This window comes from Exiguobacterium sp. s193, from assembly GCF_018618755.1.
In the GTDB taxonomy this organism is placed as follows: Bacteria; Bacillota; Bacilli; order Exiguobacteriales; family Exiguobacteriaceae; genus Exiguobacterium_A.
In genome coordinates this window covers 324,329-341,524 of the sequence record NZ_JACSMR010000002.1, presented here as the reverse complement: position 1 = coordinate 341,524, position 17,196 = coordinate 324,329, and the positions used below count along the sequence as shown (strand labels likewise).

Here is a 17,196-nt window from a genome sequence, read left to right as displayed (position 1 = left end):
TGCAAAAAAGCGACCTTTCGCAGAATGAAAGGTCGCTCGTTTATTGCAAAGCTTATTTTAAGTTAAGGACAGTCAGTTTATCACGTGTCATCGAAGCAAGGCTTCGTCCGACACCTTGAACACCAAGTCCAGATGATTTAACGCCGATGAATGGGAAGTGGTCTGGGCCACGTTCCGTCCGACCGTTAATTTGAACAGAACCTGTCTCAAGGGCATCCGCTACAGCGAAAGCTGAGTCAATGTTTTCTGTGAAGACACTTGCTTGAAGACCGTATTCCGATTCGTTCGAGTACGCGATCATCTCTTCGACCGAGCTGACACGAATGATTGGCAAGACGGGTCCGAACGGTTCTTCCCAAGCAACACGCATGTCACGTGTCACGTTGTCAATCAGTGTTGGTTCAATCAAGTTGTTCGTCCGGTTTCCACCAGTGACGATTGTTGCTCCTTGATCTTTCGCGTCCGTAATCAAGCCTTCAACGTAATCCGCTGATTTTGTATCAATCAATGGAACGACGACACTGTCGTCTTCTGGTGAACCGACCGTTAACTTCGCGATCCGTGTTGTTAATTCTTCAACAAGCGCATCCGCTTGATGATCTAAGACGAATACACGTTTAATCGCTGTGCAACGTTGTCCAGAGTAAGAGAACGCCCCACTGATGATGTGATCCGCTGCGAGCGACAGATCAGCATCTTCCAAGACGAGTGCTGGATCTTTTCCACCAAGTTCAAGTACAAGTGGAATCATCGCTGATTGACGAGACAAGTGACGTCCAGTCCCTGTACCACCCGTGAAGGTAATCATATCGATTCCAGGATGTGCCGTTAAATAGTCACCGATGACTGACCCGCGACCTGTCACGACGTTAACAAGACCTGACGGAAGACCGGCTGCGACGAGTGCTTCAATCATCAAGATTCCGCTGATTGAGCCTTGTGTTGCTGGTTTGAAGACAACCGCATTTCCTGTCATCAAGGCCGGCGCAAGTTTCGCTGCCGCTAAGTTGACCGGATAGTTGAATGGTGAAATCGCAAGAACGACGCCGAGTGGTGCTTTTTTGATGACAGCGAGTTTTTTAGCGCTACCACCTGGGAACGAGTCCCCTTGCATCATTTGACCGTCAAAACGAAGACCTTCTTCCGCTGTATAGCGAATGATCTCAGCTGTCCGTTTTACTTCTTTAACACCGTCTGCACGGCCCTTACCCACTTCACGCATGATGACTTCGCCGATTTCGTCAGCGCGTTTCTCAAGTTCAGTTGCCCAGGCATGCAATAACTCCGCCCGTTTGTTCGCCGGTTGTTTCGCCCAAGTCGCTTGTGCTGCTTTTGCCGAAGCAATCGCACGGTCGACTTCTGGTTTCGTCATCGCTTGCACACGGCCAACTACTTCTTCTTTATATGGTGAAGAGATTTCGATCGTCTCTTTTGACTCACTCTCATACCATTGTCCATCTAATAAAAATGTATACGTTGTTGCTGTAGTCATTCCACTCTACCTCCATATGTTTTTTCTCTCTGTCACTTCAGTGTGTGGCTGCATAGCTATTGTAAACAATTGGTCAGACAAATGCCAAACATTTTGCTTAACATATTATGAAAGCGATTACAATAGTTTTTTTATCGAATTTGATATGGAATGTTTTATGAAATGTGCCGATAACTAGTCAGAAGTGAATGTGTAGGAACGAAAGGGGATAAATCACGTGTACAATCAACACGATATTTTGTTAGAAGCGGGTACGAATGAATTAGAAATCGTCATTTTCCATTGCGGTCCTTATACCTTTGGGATTAATGTCATGAAAGTGCGTGAAATCATCGTCCCATTACCGATGACACCACTCCCAGGAACACCGGATGCCGTCAAAGGATTAATCGAACTGCGTGGTGAAGTCATGACGGTCATTGATTTGCCGACGGTTATCGGCGTTGCGCATGACGAAGCAACCGAAGATCGGTTAATCATCTGTGAATTCAATGGTGAGAAGAGTGTTCTCCGCGTCGATTCCGTCACGGAAATCAGACGAATCTCATGGGAACAAATCGATACTCCGAACGAACTCGCTCGTGGAATCGAAGGCCTGACGAACGGTGTCGTCAAAACAGGCGATAAGATGATCATCTTACTCGACTATGAAAAAATCGCGCTTGAATTGTCTCGTAAAGACATCTTCGCCCGCGAAGAAGGACGCCGCGTGCAACACCGTGACCGGAAGAATAAGACAATTTGGATCGCAGAAGACTCGGAGATGCTCCGGACACTCATCATCGAGACACTCGAAGAAGCGGGCTACCACGGCTTAAAATGGTTCATCAACGGAAAAGATGCGTTCGATGCCTTTGAAGCAGGTAGCGATTGTGACTTATTGATCACAGACATCGAGATGCCGAAAATGGATGGTCTCCATTTATCAAAACGTCTTCGTGAAGATGACCGGTATGCAGAACTCCCAATCGTCGTCTTCTCTTCCTTGATTTCAGATGACCTTCGCCACAAAGGTGAATCCGTCGGTGTCAACGCACAGATTACGAAACCGGAAATCGGTCGCTTGATCGAAACGGTTGATACATACGTGCTGTAAAATATCGACTGGCTGTCAAGTCAGCGTTCACTCCTCTGTGAACGCTGACTTTTTTAATCAACAAAAAGACGTCCACGAAACCGTGAACGTCTCAGCGTATAGACAAACTCTTATGAAGCGTGAACATGCGATAACGAGAGACAATCCTGTCGCGCTTCCCCGTCTCGCCTCGTCTTCAAAGCGGCAATCGGTCACGCCCTAAACCGTCTGCCTGCTGGATTTCCGTCACGGTATGACCTAAAAAGCGTCATATTTCGTTGACTCCTACGGGGAAAAGTGCGTTTTTAACGCACGTTCAGAGGCAGGCAAGACCCTGCTCATTGTCCGCGAGGATCAAGGAGCAACGGCTGCGCCTCGCCCGAGGAAAGCAACGAAAAAAGACGCTTGATCTCCCGATGGCACTTTGTCTACAGCCTGAGACGTCCACGAAAACGTGAACGTCTTTTCAAAAGTTTTTTTCTCATTTACTGAATTGAGTCGGGATTCTTTCCGATAAAAGCATCCAACCAGACTTTTCTAAACTCAATCATATATTGATCAATATTTTGTAACACTTTATCTGCATTTTCAAGCGAACCGTTTTCAGCTTCTTTTTCGAGTTGTTCAAAATCATCTGCCAAACCATCTGCTGCAACCGAATAGGAGGCGCCTTTAAGTAGATGTGCGATTTTTTCTGTCTGGACAGGATCATTGTCGTCGACCGCTTGTTTTAATTCAGGAAATTTCCGATCGAACTGTGCAATGTATGTTTCACCAATTTTTTGCAAAAATACGTGGTCTCCGCCGGCGATGGAACGTAATTCGTCTAACTTCTTTGGATTAAAAAAAGGCATCTGATTCCCCCCTCTGTTTTCATTTTACCATTAAACGTTCTAAAAAAAAATGTGAGAATCATTTACACTTCCCATCTTCTGTCCCTATAATAAGCAAGTGAAGAGCAGGAGGGATAGACCTATGTTGACGATTTATCGAAGTGATGTGACGGGGGCAGTCAACGAAATTCAAGAATTTACGAAAGGTTCTTGGATTCATCTTGTCAATCCGACAAAAGACGAAGCCGACCAAGTCATTGCTGCCACGAAGATTCCTGAGGATTTTATCTATGACCCGCTTGACGTCGAAGAAAAACCTCGCTTTGAAAAAGATGATGAAGGGCTCTTGATGATTGTCGATGTTCCGTACATCGAAGAAGAGTCATCGGGACGCCGCTATAACACGATCCCGCTCGGTATCATCGTGACGTCGAGGCATTTCATCACCGTCTGTTCGCAACAACTCGACGTACTGACGTTGTTCTCAAACGGTAAATTACGGACGTTCCGGACGAATTATCGTTCGCGCTTCGTCTTCCAGATTCTTTATAAAGTCAGTTCTTCGTATCTTCGCTTCCTTCGCCAGATTGATCGTCGAATGGATGAACTCGAGGATGAACTCCAACGTTCGATGCGAAACCAAGAGATTTTTCAACTAATGAACTTACAAAAATCACTCGTTTATTTCATGACATCTCTCAAATCAAACGATGGTGTCCTTGATCGGATCATTAAAACACCTAGTCTTGAGAAACACGAAGATGACGAAGACTTGTTAGAAGACGTTTTCGTCGAGCACCGCCAGGCGATGGAGATGGCACAAATCTACAAGGACATCATTAGTTCGACGATGGATACGTTTGGTTCTGTCATCTCGAATAATGTCAACTTCGTCATGAAGTTTTTAGCTTCGATCACGATCGTTATTTCGATACCGACGATGATTTCAGGAATGTTCGGCATGAACGTCCATGTTCCGTGGGAAGGTGAAGTCATCGGCTTCTGGATTGTCTTTGGGATGATGATTTTCTTCTCCGGACTTGCTGCCTTTATTCTGTGGCGGAGACGCTTTTTCTAGCACAAAAACCACTCGCTGTTACATGCTGCAGATGCAGAGACCGTTTTCGAACATCCGTGTTCCAAAACGTCCCCTCTCTCTAGCGCGTGCAACAACGAGTGGTTTTTTCATTTAATTAATTTCGACCGTGACAAGACATAAGTCATCCGCTTCATCACTTTGATCGGGCTGAATCAAGTGATGAATATTTGGTCCTTGTTGTTCAATCAACTCACGAATCGCACTGATTCCCTCGTCAATTCCTTTGCTATACAACTCCATGAAACCGTCCGTATATAAGTAGATACAACCAGGAGACGTCAAATGAATCGTCCGGCTCGTATACTGTGAATCCTCGAACATCCCGACCGGTAAGCCTGTGTTCTCGAGCGCAATGATTTGGTCCCCCATCCGTAACAGCCCCGGTGGATGACCCGCATTCGCATAACTCAGCTGCATCTCGTCCAAATCGATGTACAAGTAGACTGCCGTAAAGTAAATCTCCGTCTCATCTCCAGGGAACAGACGACTCATTTGCCGGTTTAATTCCTCCAGCACTTTCGCCGGATCCCCGATACGATGAACGAGTTCAAATAAAATCGAACTCATCCCCATCGTGATCAAAGCAGACGAAACACCGTGTCCCATGACATCAAACAAAATAATGCCATATTTATTTTGCGAAATCCGGTACCATGCGTACATATCACCCGCTAATTTTTTCGAAGGAATATACGTCGCCATGATTCGAATATCTTCGTCCTCGATGTTTGCACTCAAAACGCTTTGTTGGAGCTTTTGGGCAAGGTCAAAATCTTCTTGTAATACTTTTTCATACCGTTTCCGTGCATCAATCGCTTGTTTTAATGACATAGCATTACGGACACGGGCTAACAGTTCTGTTTTGCGAATCGGTTTTGTCGTATAGTCAGATGCTCCAGCGTCTAAACCATCCGCGATATCCTCTTCATTCGAGCGTCCCGATACGATGACGATTGGTAACTCATCTAACCCAAATCGTTTTCGAATCAATCGTGTCGCGTCAATCCCGCTGATCCCTGGCATCTCAACATCAAGTAATACAACGTCCAAATCGTCGATAAAAGCAGGGTCTTCCATTAATTCCATTGCCTCTTCTCCACTCATCGCCTTGACGACATCATACCCTTCATTTTCAAGCAGACGCTCCAAAATCATTAAATTCGTAAATTCGTCATCGACGACTAAAATACTCATACCGTCACCTCGTCCCTAAACATGTTAATCTGAACATAGTTTATCACACCACGACCACTTTCGTTTAGACGAACGGATCGTTTTCCGTCATACTAATATATAAGAATGAAAGGAGGAATGGACCATGTGGCTCTATGTCGTTTCCATTCTAATCATCGTCTTTGTCTTAGTTGCTTCAATCATCGTCATTTCAAAAGGCTATGGTTACAAAGGCAATCAAGATGATATCGAGATTGACTACGATGAAATCAACCGTAAACTCACTGAAAATAAGGAAGAGCATAAGCAAAACTAAACAAATTTGACCGTCTGAGACCATCTTACCATTGGTGGTCTTTTTGTTGCATCTAAAATGAATGTTTTTATTTTTTCTTTGCAGGGTATATTCCTATCATGGTCAAATAATATTTTAAAGGAGTGTCTATCCATGGAACCAAATCTACAACATGATCCACACGCAGCTCAGGCGCAACATCCAAATCGTCAGTTCGATCAAGAAGAATCATCAGGTCGTCGTGTCAATTTACTTACGGGTATGTTGCTTGGCGCCGTTGTCGGTGGACTACTTACACTGCTTAGCTCAACGAATCGTCAAAACACAAAACAAGGACTCAGCGGTGCAAAAGATTCTGTTTCATCATTAGCCTCTACCATTAAAGAAGACCCTTCAGGAAAAGCTTCACAAGTCATCGAACAAGTAAAAAGCGCTTCAGGGATTATCCAAGAAGTCGCTAGTGACGTTCAAAACGTTTATGACAAAGTCAACGCTGAACTCGATACAGTGAAATCAGATGCTTCTTCTGTAAAAGATACAGCAACGGAAGCAAAAGATGACTTGTCTTCAATCAGTGAAAAAGTGGTCGAAGCAAAAGACGTCGCACTTGGAAAAGAACAAGCACCACAAAACAATCAATCCGATTCGACACAACAAAACAAATAAATCGTTTAATCGAAAACCACCATGGCTGTTGCTTGGTGGTTTTCGTTCGGAGATAATCCATCACTCAAAAAACTTCACGATGATTGCTACACGTTCACGCATGCCATACCGCAATACACCGGACAAAGGAGTTTTCGCAGGAATGGCATCACTACTTAAACCGATTTTTTTCGCTTCTGCACGCGCACGGTACAAATGAAAATCCGATGTCACGATTGAAACGTGATGTTCGCCTTGCGGTAACAAGACTTTTGAAAAACGTAAATTCTCTGTCGTCGACGTCGATTGGTCTTCGAGAATCAGTCGTTTTTCAGGAATTCCGGCTGCCACCATACCACGTCGCATCGCTTCCGCTTCCGAAATCGCTTCCCCCTGCCCTTGTCCACCACTCAATATGAAAGTCGTCCGCGGATGGTTTTTGCCGTATTCAGCAGCTGCCTGAATCCGGTTCTTTAAAATCAACGACGGGGTTTCCCCTTTCACACCGGCACCGAGGACGATGACAAATACGTTTTTCCCATTTGCTGCCGGACGTTTTCCCTCTTCGACAAACAAGCCGATGCTGAACCAAAAAATGATGAGTCCTCCTAAAATGCCGGCTACTACCATCCGATATCTTTTCAAAACGTGCTTGATTCGTTTCATCCTTCGTATGATTCCTTTCAGACTGCTATTTTCGATTACATCTGTGCCTACGAAACTTTTCTAAGAAAAGTTTCATTTAAAAAAGGCAGATGACAACACGCGCCTGAACCATAAGAATTTGGACAGAAATGACCGATGATTCCGTGGAAATTGGAATCATCGGTCATTTGATTGCTTGAGGACGGTACCGTCCGTCACAAGGATTGATGTGGATTTAACTTATGTGTCAGTCCGTTTTTGCTCAATTAATTTCCCCAAATTGCTGTCGCATACTCTGGATGATCAATGAATGGATTGCGGTTTTTTTGCCACTTTTCAAAAATGATGTCATTCCGTTTCTTTTCGAATGCATCGACTGGGTCAAGCTTGTTCCACGCTTTTAACGTCGACAGTTTTCCGTGAAGCGGATTCGAACCATTGTTGACATTTTCTGACGTCTCTAAATCGATTTCGCCTCCACCTTCATAACGGACAGCCATGTAGAAGATCATCCGGGCGATATCGCCTTTGACACGAGTCGGTGGTTCCCATGAATCACCATCTCGGTTACAGTCACATCCGCTATACTTCGTCCCGCCATTATCAAAGTCAAGATTTCCCCGTGCACTATTGACGACGACGTCTGATGGACGTAAATGATGTAAGTCCGTCCCAGGTCCCATACTTGTTCCGAAGTCCCCGTGTGATTTCGCCCAAACATGTTCCCGGTTCCATTGGCCGACGTTTCCGCCGTTACTCGCTTTTGAGATTGACTTCCCCGTGTACAGTTCGATGACGTTGTTCACATTACTTGGATCTTGATCGGTTTCTTTTAAAGCCGTCCACACCGTGTCATACGAAACTTGCGTATGATTATCAATGATGTCGTGCAGTGATGCTTTTAATGCTGCACCCGTTTTCCCCGCTGCCGGCTGATAATAGGCATCGATCGTTGACTGTGACGTGACTGCCTGCGGCCCTGCGACAATTTTCGTTGAATCCGTTTTGGCAATAACCGGTGTAAAGGCAAGTGACCCCAGTGCAAGTGTCGCGACAAGCGCCCCACTCATTTTCGACTTCCAGTTCATGCTTTTTCCCCCTCAGGTTAAGTATGGACATGCAATGTCAAACCGTATTACCTCCTCATTTTCACATCCCTTGTCCTCCCTTAGGAAGATGGACGAAAGACCTCTTATTTTGAGAGGAATGATCCAATCAAAAAACTCCTGATTGTTCAACGGTTAGAAGGTCCTGTTTTTTTCGTGAATACGAACCGATTGAAGTTGAATTATTATTCATCCGAACTATTCTAGGGTCAAAAGTCATGGTTTTAAAGGAATGATAAATGAGTTTTCAGGATGGTATCCCTTTCATTCCAACTTGATATACTAATGAATGCAAGCGTTTTCATCAATGAATCGAGGAGGCTTTTTAATGAACCGTAAAGGCTTGATTGTCGCATCTCTTGCGACCGCTACTTTTTTAGTACCACTTGCGCAACCGATTGCAGTTGGTGCGACGGCAGACAACGGAACGATGATGCAGTACTTTGAATGGTACGTTCCGAATGATGGTAATCATTGGAATCGTTTAGGGGGAGATGCCTCAAAACTTGATCAGCTCGGGATTACATCGGTTTGGATTCCCCCTGCTTATAAAGGAACGACTCAAAATGATGTCGGGTACGGCGCCTACGATTTATATGATTTAGGTGAGTTTAATCAAAAAGGAACGGTACGGACGAAATACGGAACGAAATCGCAATTGAAGTCCGCCATCGGTCAGCTTCATACGGCAGGAATCGATGTGTATGGTGATGTCGTCATGAATCATAAGGGCGGTGCTGATTTTACGGAATCGGTCACGGCTGTCGAGGTGAATCCAGGGAATCGTAATCAGGAAGTTTCTGGCGACTATCAGATTCAAGCCTGGACGGGATTTAACTTCGCGACACGCAACAACGCCTATTCAAACTTTAAATGGAAATGGTATCACTTCGACGGGACGGACTGGGATCAGTCACGCTCAAAAAGTGCCATCTATAAGTTCCGCGGGACAGGCAAGGCGTGGGATACGAATGTTTCTACTGAAAACGGCAATTATGACTACTTGATGTATGCCGATATCGATTTCGATCACCCGGAAGTGCAACAGGAAATGAAGAACTGGGGGAAGTGGTACGTCAATGAGCTCGGACTTGATGGATTCCGTCTCGATGCCGTCAAACACATCAAACATACGTATCTCGCTGATTGGTTGGCGAACGTCCGCCAGACGACAGGAAAGGAATTATTCACGGTCGCCGAGTATTGGCAGAACGACCTCGGGACGCTCAAAAACTACTTAAGTCAGACCAACTATAAACAGTCAGTCTTTGACGCTCCGCTTCACTATAAATTTGAACAGGCGAGTAAAGGCGGCGGCTATTATGACATGCGTACCATCTTTAACGGCACACTCGTCCAAGATAATCCGACCCTTGCCGTCACACTCGTCGAAAATCATGATTCCCAGCCTGGTCAGTCGCTCGAATCAACCGTCCAATCCTGGTTCAAACCGCTTGCGTACGCCATGATTTTGACCCGGGAACAAGGATATCCGTCCGTCTTCTACGGGGACTATTACGGCACGAAGGGATCCTCGAATCGGGAAATTCCCGCCCTCGGCTCAAAAATCGATCCGATTCTTAAAGCGCGGAAAGATTTTGCCTATGGCAAGCAAAATGACTACCTTGATCATCAAGATGTCATCGGTTGGACACGTGAAGGCGTCAGTGACCGGTCAAAATCGGGTCTTGCGACACTCCTGTCTGACGGCCCTGGCGGCAGTAAATGGATGTATGTCGGTACACAAAATAAAGGTGAGGTCTGGACAGACATCACCGGTAACAATTCGACTGCCGTCACGATCAATGCTGACGGATACGGTCAATTTTTCGTCAATGGTGGCTCTGTCTCCATTTACCGCCAACAATAATTCATTTCTAAAAAAAAGCCGCATCTCCACGACCGTTCCTTCATCAGGAGTGGTCTAGGAATGAGGCTTCTTTTTATTCGGCGAGACCAACACTTTCACGAATCGATTCGTCTTGTTCAATCGCTCCGAGCAAGAAGTGTGCGACATCAGCCCGATTGATTTGTTTTGCTTGATCCGGTACCCCGTCAGCTGCTTGGCGGTACATCCCGGTTAACGGTCCATTCATCAAACGGAGGGGTCGGGCGACTGTATAGTCGACGTCCGCCTGTTTCAACAAGTCAATCGCTTGCCGGTGATCCCGTAATGGATTTTTTAAGATTTGTTGTGCCAGTAACCCTTGTGCACCTGGTAACTCTTTATCGACCCCAGCCGATGCGACATAGCCAATCCGCGTCACACCACTGACTTTCATCGCATTGATGATCCGGACGAGACTTCGCTCTAAAAATCCGCTATAGGCAAGGCTTTCCGTTCCTAGCGCCGTCAAGACCGCATCTTGTCCGGCAAGCGCCGCATTGACATCTTCTTGATTCAAGACGTCTCCCGTGACGACCCGGAGCCGTTCATCTTGTAATGCCAACTTGTCCGGATTACGGACGAACGCTGTCACGTCATGGTCATGTGCAATTGCTTGTTTGACAAGTTCCTGCCCGGTCTGTCCCGTCGCACCAAAAATAATCAATTTCATACATAACATCCTTTCCCTTTCAAAACCCACTGATTGAATGATACCCTCAACGCTTGAAAATGAATCGTCTTCTCCCGCCCTTGTTTTCAGAAAATTGTTTTTATTTGTTAACAGGGTATGCTAAAATCTTCCTAAGTAAATATGGATATATTTTCCTTAAAGGGCAGACCGCTTTGTTTTCTTTCTTTAAGTAAGGCAGAAAGGAGGGTGACGGGTGTGACGGTAACACTTCATCATGTCATTCTGATCAGTTTTGCTTCATGATTCGGAAACTCGTCATCCGCATTGAACAACAATTAGCTCACTATACATCACCTTAACCTTGGAGGGATTCTCTATGAAACTACAACAGTTAAAAGACCAGCTCAATTCAATTTATCTTGGTAAACCGGACGTCATCGATCTCTGTCTGACGGCACTTATCGCCGAAGGTCATATTCTGCTTGAAGATGTACCGGGAACCGGGAAGACGATGCTTGCCAAAGCGCTCGCCCAAAGCTTCGAGAGTGCCTTTTCCCGAATCCAGTTCACGGCGGACCTCCTCCCATCCGATGTCATCGGTTCTGACTTCTTCAACTTAAAGACGCAGGAGTTTGAGAATAAACGCGGTCCGCTGTTCGCGAACGTCGTCTTAATCGATGAGATCAACCGTGCCGTTCCGCGGACACAATCGGCATTGCTTGAAGCGATGGAAGAACGTCAAGTCTCGATTGGCGGAACGACGTATCAGATGCCAGCACCATTCTTCGTCATCGCAACTCAAAACCCGATCGAGTCAGCAGGAACATTCCCGCTGCCGGACGCGCAACTCGACCGCTTCATGGTCGCAATCGAAGTCGGCTATCCGGATTTTGAGAACGAACGCCGCTTACTGTCTGAAATTCTGTCGAATGTCCGCCGGTCTGCCGTCGGAATCGCGTCAGGCGGGGACTTGATTTCATGGCAGGAAGAAGCACGACGTGTCCATGCATCGCAAGACGTGCTCGATTACCTGCTGCATATCGTCCAGGCGACACGGGATCACGAACTCGTTGAAGTCGGTGTCAGTCCTCGTGGTGCAATCGCCCTGCTTCGCGCGTCCCAAAGCTACGCTTTCTTGAATCAACGCGACTTCATCATTCCGGAAGACATCAAACACCTTGCAAAACATGTCTTGGCCCACCGGTTGACCCTGACACTTGAAGGTGGCATCAAGACGACGAAGGCACAAGTGTTGCATCATCTCCTTGATGCCATTCCAGTTCCAGTTGAAATCGGGTGACACAGATGAAAATCGAACGTTCCGTCCCTTTCTGGCTTGAACAAAAATTGTTTCCCGTCTATTGCATCTTGACATTTTTATTCCTGTTCCTCCCCGTCGTCTCGGGACTCGGCTTTCTTTTTGCCGCACTTGCGACAATCCATGTCGTCGTCAACCGGACGGAACGGCAACTCCGCCGGGAAGTCGCGTTAGAATGGAAACATTATGAACGATTGATGTTTAACCAAGAACAAACGAATCTCCAGCTGCAGCTTTTCGGACTGGAACTCTTTTCTTCACTCGGACTCAAAGCCTCGCTCCGGCTTCACGCTGCTGACGGAATTATTTTCACGACGAGTGACATGCTTCACCGCCACACGTATGATACCGAACTCATGTTGTCGAACGACTTGATTACGGTTCCGGTCCAGACCGTCAAACGTGGTCCGACGGCACTCGACGAAATCATCTTAACGATTCGTTTGCCTTGGCGGATGGGTGTTTACTTATTTTCGTTCGACAGTTATCCGCAGTTCACGGTATTGCCTTCGTTAACGGCACAAGCGACCCCTCTCCTGTTGAACCGTTTACGGATTGGTGATCGCCCGGACCGGTATTCGCCACTTAAAAACAAGTTGGTCCAACTCGGATCAAAAGCGTATACGACAGAACCGTCGAAGGATATCGACTGGTACGCGACGGCAAAAACGGGCCGTTTGCAAGCGAAAGTTTATGAGACGAGTAACCAGGACACGTTCACGATCGCGCTCAATTTATCGGGTCCAAGTGGATACGGCTTACATAATCAATCTGAACGCTTCATTGAACAAGCCTCTTTCTTAATCAGTGAGTTGATTAAGGAAGACTGTAAAGTCGAATTGTTCTTGAACCGACTCAACGAAGCAAATCTTATGACACACTTGACGTTAGGAGAAGGACAACCGCATTTAAAGCAGGTTCTTGTCCACCTGTCGACATTATCCGACCGGGATTCCTATATCGCGACAAAACAGTTCGAACGGTATGTCCTTCGTCGAAAACATCTCAATAGTCAGTTAATCCTGGTCGGCAACGACCGGATCCAAGCGATTGGTTGACGCTCACAAAGGAGTTTTTAGTATGGTTTCCCTAGTCATCCGAAAGTCGCTTCAGTTTATCGTCTCGTTGGTCGTTTTACTGTGCATCAGTGCCCTACCTGCACTAATCGTCCAGTTACGCCCGAACTTTTCGAATTATACGGAGGCGCTCAAACAACAAGTCCTGTTTTTGACCGGTATCGAACCGATTCTGTATTACAATGTGACGGCACAACAACTCCGTCCATTGTTACCGGACTTACAACCGTTCATCCAGGAGACGCTGATTATCTTCAGTAGTGCCCTTGTCTGTTCGTTTATCGCCGCGCTTGTCTACGCGTTTTTCTTTTATCGCGCACGCCAGCGGACACGTAGCTTGCTGAAGCAGACGACGCGTGTGCTCGAGATGGTCCCGGATTTATTTTGGGTGATTTTTTCACAGTACATCATCATCGTTCTTTTTAAGACAACCGGATTCGACCAAATCGAAGTCGCCGGCGGTTTTGCTGATTCAATCCGTTTCCTTCCGATTCTGACGTTGTCGCTGACAACCCTCTTCTTCTTCATCAAATGGTTGACGGGACAGATTCAAGAAGAGGAAAGTGCCAGTTATATCGAACTGGCCCGTGCCAAAGGAACAAATGCGAATCACTTATTCTGGTCCCACTTGATTCCAAATTTATTCTATCGGTTTTATTTGTTTTTCCGCGCCAACGTCATCACGATTTTATCAAGTCTCGTCGTCATCGAATACACATTCAATGTCCAGGGGTTGTTTCGGTTCGTCCTTTCAAATCCAGACCTCCCCGTCCTGCTTGTGACGCTGCTCTTGATTTACTTACCGTTTTTTTTGATTGACTTGATTGTTGAGCTTTGTATTCCAAATGCTTGGAAAGGAGGGGTCTCATGAAACGTGTCTTATTGCGTGATCCGTTCTTTTGGGGCTGTATCCTGATTTTTGCGACACTTCTCCTGCTCAGTGTCGGACATACCTTGTTTCGTGATGGACAAGTCGATCAAATCTCGAACCGGTACGCAGCCGATGGCACATTCCTCGCGACGTCGCCGCTCGAACCGTCAAGTGAGCAGTGGTTCGGTACCGACCGGTCGGGCAATGATTTGTTCCAAATCATGATTGCCGGTGCTAAATGGACGATTGGGATTTGCTTCACCGTCGCCTTCGGGCGAATCCTGCTTGCTCTGTTGATCGGAGTCCCGCTCGCTTTTCGGGGCAAGACATTAAATACGGTGATCCGTACCGTTCTTGACGGCTTTTTGATTTTACCGATTTCATTACTGGCTTACTTCATTTTGGTGACGGGCTTATTTTTTGCAAGTCCGGAAGACATTCCGTCATTGTCTTCTCGCGTCCTGTTCGAGACGGGTTTGCTGATTTTACTTGGGTTACCGGCCTTACTGATGTATTTAGTCAGTGAAACGCGTCACTTGTTGACACAAGAATTCATGATCGTCGCCCGGACGCTTGGCGGCAGTTCTGCCTATCAATTCAGAACACACATTTGGCCACACCTCTTACCGACGCTCGCCATCGTCTTTATGCAACAGTTCGTCCAGACGTTAATGGTCTTGATCCACCTGTCCTTGTTCGGGTTATTTTTCGGGGGCACACTGGCTCGCTTTGCAAATGATGTTTCACCGACGATGTTTGAATGGTCTTCCCAGTTCGGCTTTTACTACTTCCAGTTCACAGCCGTTTCTTGGATCAATCACCTGTTCCTGATTCCGGCAATCAGCCTGGCAGCGCTCGTCTTTTTCGGGAACTTATTGACGAGCCGCCTCGAGCGTGCCTACCGCTTACGGCGCGAACAGCTACTCTTCACGGAACCGGTCGCACAGGCAGAAGCCGCTGCGACACAGTTGACAGGTCCGTTCGATTCCGTCTTACGCCACACGCCAAAGGAGAAGTTATGAAGCGAATGTTTACCTGTGCCGTCATTGTTCTCTATATGACGGCATTTGGCTTGTCTTATGTATCTTACGAACAACGTGAAGTCACCGTGTCGGACCAATCCCGAATTTTGCCGATGCATGTCAAACAAATCCAAGCGGCGACGTCAACGAGCGACTTAACGGACTGGATTCGGCAATTCGCCGCGAAACAGCAACATGTCTCGATTGCCGGTCTGCAGCACAGCCAGGGCGGCCAGACCTATCTCCCGGGTGCAACCGTTCTCGATATGAAATCGTACAATCGGATTTTAAGATATGAACCGAAACAACGCAGAATCACCGTCCAAAGTGGCGTCACCTGGGCCGACATCCAACAAAAAATCCAGCCCGACCGTCTCGCCATCAAAGTCATGCAGTCGCAAAATATCTTTACGGTGGGTGGTGCGCTGAGCGTCAACGTGCACGGTCGGGATATCCGCTATGGTTCCTTACTGGATACGGTCGATTCGTTTCGCTTGTTGACAGCGGATGGTACCATCTTGAATGTCAGCCGCAGCGAAAATAACGCCTTGTTCCACCTTGTCCCGGGGGGTTACGGATTGTTCGGTATCATCCTCGACGTCACTTTACAGTTGACGCAAGACGAATGGTATCAGCAACAGACGATTGCCTTGTCGTACGAAGATTACCCGGCTTATTTTCGGAAACACGTGTTAGGAAACGATGCGGTCCGGATGCACATCGGCCGGATTTCAGTTGCACCCGATGGATTTTTCCGTGACATGTATCTGACGAACTATTTGCGGTCGAGCCGTACGGTTCCGATTGAAGACGAACCGTTGAAACAAGAAACCATCATCGCCTTACCGAAAGCCTTGTTAGGTCTCTCACGCTACAGTGATTTCGGAAAGAACCAGCTGTGGTCGTTCCAAAAATCCTACTTCTTAAACCAGACCGGTACCGATGAATCACGCAACAACGTCATGCGGTCAGATAGCGCCTTCATGGAGTACACGAACCCGGGGCGAACCGAGCTGTTGCAGGAATATTTCATCCCGGTCGATGCGTTTGTCCCGTACATCAATCGCATCCGCTCGATCTTAACGCAGGATGATTTAAACGTCTTGAACATCACGATTCGCTACGTCGAACAGGATGAGACGGCCGCATTGTCCTATGCGAAACAGGATATGTTCGCACTCGTCTGGCTCATCCATACGAAAACCGATCCGGCGTCGCTCGCTAAAACGAAACGTGTCATTCAAAAGCTGATTGATGCGACACTCGATGCGGATGGAAGCTACTATTTACCGTACTACCCGTTTGCGACGCGCCAACAATTCAATCGTGCCTATCCGCACGCGACAGCGTTTAAAGCGGCCAAGAAGCAGTATGACCCACACGCCGTTTTCCTCAATCAGTTTTATATCGACTACTTCCAGTAAGGAGATTTTTTATGAACTATCCGCTGTTTCTCCGTGTCCAAAGTATTGTTTTGATGAGCAGTAGCGTCATTTTCCCCTTTTACTTGCTCTTGATTCGCGAACTGGGTGACTCGTATGCTCAGTTCGGACTCGCTTACGGTCTCTTTACCGTGACGTCCGCTTTCGCCTACTTAGCCATCGGTCGTTTCAGTGACCGGTTCGGGGACCGGGTCTTACTTGTCGTCCATACGCTAGGCATGGCACTGTTGCTCCTGTACATCCCTGTCGTGACGGCAATCAGTCATGTCTACTTCATTCAAATCGCGATGGGTCTCCTTGGTGCCATCCAGAAGAATACGGAAAAAACCGTCCTCGCCCGGCAGGAGATTGCCACGGCCGTCGTCGGCCGTCACATCGGGGGCTATCATTTTAAAACGTCACTTTGGTCAGCCGGAGGCATCATCCTCGCCGGTTACCTGATTGACTTCTTGACAATCGGCAGTCTGTTTTACATCATTTCCGTCTGTTATTTCTACGCGACACTACGTCTGTTACTCCCGTCTGCGACTGGACAAAAAAAGTAAGCTTCCCCTGCTCCGGTTTGAGGGTATAGAAAGAGAGAAG

Annotated in this window: 17 protein-coding genes; 11 read left to right on the top strand and 6 right to left on the bottom strand. The window is 46.9% G+C overall.

The window, feature by feature from the left end:
- Positions 1–52 precede the first annotated feature (52 nt).
- The gene (locus KNQ04_RS05365; RefSeq protein ID WP_214847866.1) at positions 53–1,492 is read right to left on the bottom strand and encodes an NADP-dependent glyceraldehyde-3-phosphate dehydrogenase; all 1,440 of its coding nucleotides are present in this window, start codon (positions 1,490–1,492) and stop codon (positions 53–55) included.
- A gap of 217 nt (positions 1,493–1,709) precedes the next feature.
- On the opposite strand from KNQ04_RS05365, the gene KNQ04_RS05360 reads away from it, so the two are divergent.
- The gene (locus KNQ04_RS05360; RefSeq protein ID WP_214847865.1) at positions 1,710–2,588 is read left to right on the top strand and encodes a chemotaxis protein CheV; all 879 of its coding nucleotides are present in this window, start codon (positions 1,710–1,712) and stop codon (positions 2,586–2,588) included.
- Positions 2,589–3,052: 464 nt separating this feature from the next.
- Here KNQ04_RS05360 and KNQ04_RS05355 read toward each other — a convergent pair whose 3' ends face one another.
- Positions 3,053–3,421 carry an Hpt domain-containing protein gene (locus KNQ04_RS05355; protein WP_214847864.1) on the bottom strand — a complete coding sequence of 123 codons (369 nt, stop codon included), beginning with the start codon at positions 3,419–3,421 and terminating at the stop codon, positions 3,053–3,055.
- 121 nt (positions 3,422–3,542) lie between these two features.
- Here KNQ04_RS05355 and KNQ04_RS05350 point away from each other — a divergent pair, with 121 nt between their 5' ends.
- A complete protein-coding gene (locus KNQ04_RS05350; protein WP_029333146.1) occupies positions 3,543–4,478 on the top strand; it encodes a magnesium transporter CorA family protein in 936 nt (311 codons plus the stop codon).
- 111 nt (positions 4,479–4,589) lie between these two features.
- On the opposite strand, the gene KNQ04_RS05345 is transcribed toward KNQ04_RS05350, so the two are convergent.
- Positions 4,590–5,693 (bottom strand): PP2C family protein-serine/threonine phosphatase, encoded by a 1,104-nt coding sequence (locus KNQ04_RS05345; protein WP_214847862.1) that lies wholly within the window; start codon positions 5,691–5,693, stop codon positions 4,590–4,592.
- A 124-nt stretch (positions 5,694–5,817) separates the two neighbouring features.
- Between KNQ04_RS05345 and ytzI the strand changes: the two genes are divergently transcribed.
- The gene (gene ytzI, locus KNQ04_RS05340) at positions 5,818–5,988 is read left to right on the top strand and encodes a YtzI protein (RefSeq protein WP_214847860.1); all 171 of its coding nucleotides are present in this window, start codon (positions 5,818–5,820) and stop codon (positions 5,986–5,988) included.
- 132 nt (positions 5,989–6,120) lie between these two features.
- On the top strand, positions 6,121–6,633 hold the full coding sequence (locus KNQ04_RS05335) for a YtxH domain-containing protein (RefSeq protein ID WP_214847858.1): 513 nt from the start codon (positions 6,121–6,123) through the stop codon (positions 6,631–6,633).
- Between the two features lie 60 nt (positions 6,634–6,693).
- On the opposite strand, the gene KNQ04_RS05330 is transcribed toward KNQ04_RS05335, so the two are convergent.
- On the bottom strand, positions 6,694–7,278 hold the full coding sequence (locus KNQ04_RS05330; RefSeq protein WP_214847856.1) for a YdcF family protein: 585 nt from the start codon (positions 7,276–7,278) through the stop codon (positions 6,694–6,696).
- Between the two features lie 245 nt (positions 7,279–7,523).
- Positions 7,524–8,345 (bottom strand): endonuclease I family protein, encoded by an 822-nt coding sequence (locus KNQ04_RS05325; RefSeq protein ID WP_214847854.1) that lies wholly within the window; start codon positions 8,343–8,345, stop codon positions 7,524–7,526.
- Between the two features lie 346 nt (positions 8,346–8,691).
- On the opposite strand from KNQ04_RS05325, the gene amyS reads away from it, so the two are divergent.
- The gene (amyS, locus tag KNQ04_RS05320) at positions 8,692–10,233 is read left to right on the top strand and encodes an alpha-amylase (protein ID WP_214847853.1); all 1,542 of its coding nucleotides are present in this window, start codon (positions 8,692–8,694) and stop codon (positions 10,231–10,233) included.
- Between the two features lie 73 nt (positions 10,234–10,306).
- On the opposite strand, the gene KNQ04_RS05315 is transcribed toward amyS, so the two are convergent.
- Positions 10,307–10,921 (bottom strand): NAD(P)-dependent oxidoreductase, encoded by a 615-nt coding sequence (locus tag KNQ04_RS05315; protein WP_214847851.1) that lies wholly within the window; start codon positions 10,919–10,921, stop codon positions 10,307–10,309.
- 337 nt (positions 10,922–11,258) lie between these two features.
- Between KNQ04_RS05315 and KNQ04_RS05310 the strand changes: the two genes are divergently transcribed.
- From KNQ04_RS05310 to KNQ04_RS05285, 6 genes are read left to right on the top strand one after another with little or no spacing between them, the layout of a single operon-like run.
- Positions 11,259–12,182, top strand: coding sequence for an AAA family ATPase (locus tag KNQ04_RS05310; protein ID WP_214847849.1), 924 nt, complete (start codon positions 11,259–11,261; stop codon positions 12,180–12,182).
- A 5-nt stretch (positions 12,183–12,187) separates the two neighbouring features.
- The gene (locus tag KNQ04_RS05305; protein WP_214847847.1) at positions 12,188–13,258 is read left to right on the top strand and encodes a DUF58 domain-containing protein; all 1,071 of its coding nucleotides are present in this window, start codon (positions 12,188–12,190) and stop codon (positions 13,256–13,258) included.
- Between the two features lie 22 nt (positions 13,259–13,280).
- A complete protein-coding gene (locus tag KNQ04_RS05300) occupies positions 13,281–14,147 on the top strand; it encodes an ABC transporter permease subunit (protein WP_214847845.1) in 867 nt (288 codons plus the stop codon).
- A complete protein-coding gene (locus tag KNQ04_RS05295; RefSeq protein ID WP_214847843.1) occupies positions 14,144–15,169 on the top strand; it encodes an ABC transporter permease subunit in 1,026 nt (341 codons plus the stop codon). Before KNQ04_RS05300 ends, KNQ04_RS05295 begins: the two co-directional genes overlap by 4 nt.
- Entirely contained in the window at positions 15,166–16,593 is a 1,428-nt protein-coding gene (locus KNQ04_RS05290; RefSeq protein WP_214847842.1) for an FAD-binding oxidoreductase, read from the top strand. The genes KNQ04_RS05295 and KNQ04_RS05290 overlap by 4 nt, the downstream gene beginning before the upstream one ends.
- A gap of 11 nt (positions 16,594–16,604) precedes the next feature.
- Positions 16,605–17,156 (top strand): MFS transporter, encoded by a 552-nt coding sequence (locus KNQ04_RS05285; RefSeq protein ID WP_214847840.1) that lies wholly within the window; start codon positions 16,605–16,607, stop codon positions 17,154–17,156.
- Positions 17,157–17,196 lie beyond the last annotated feature (40 nt).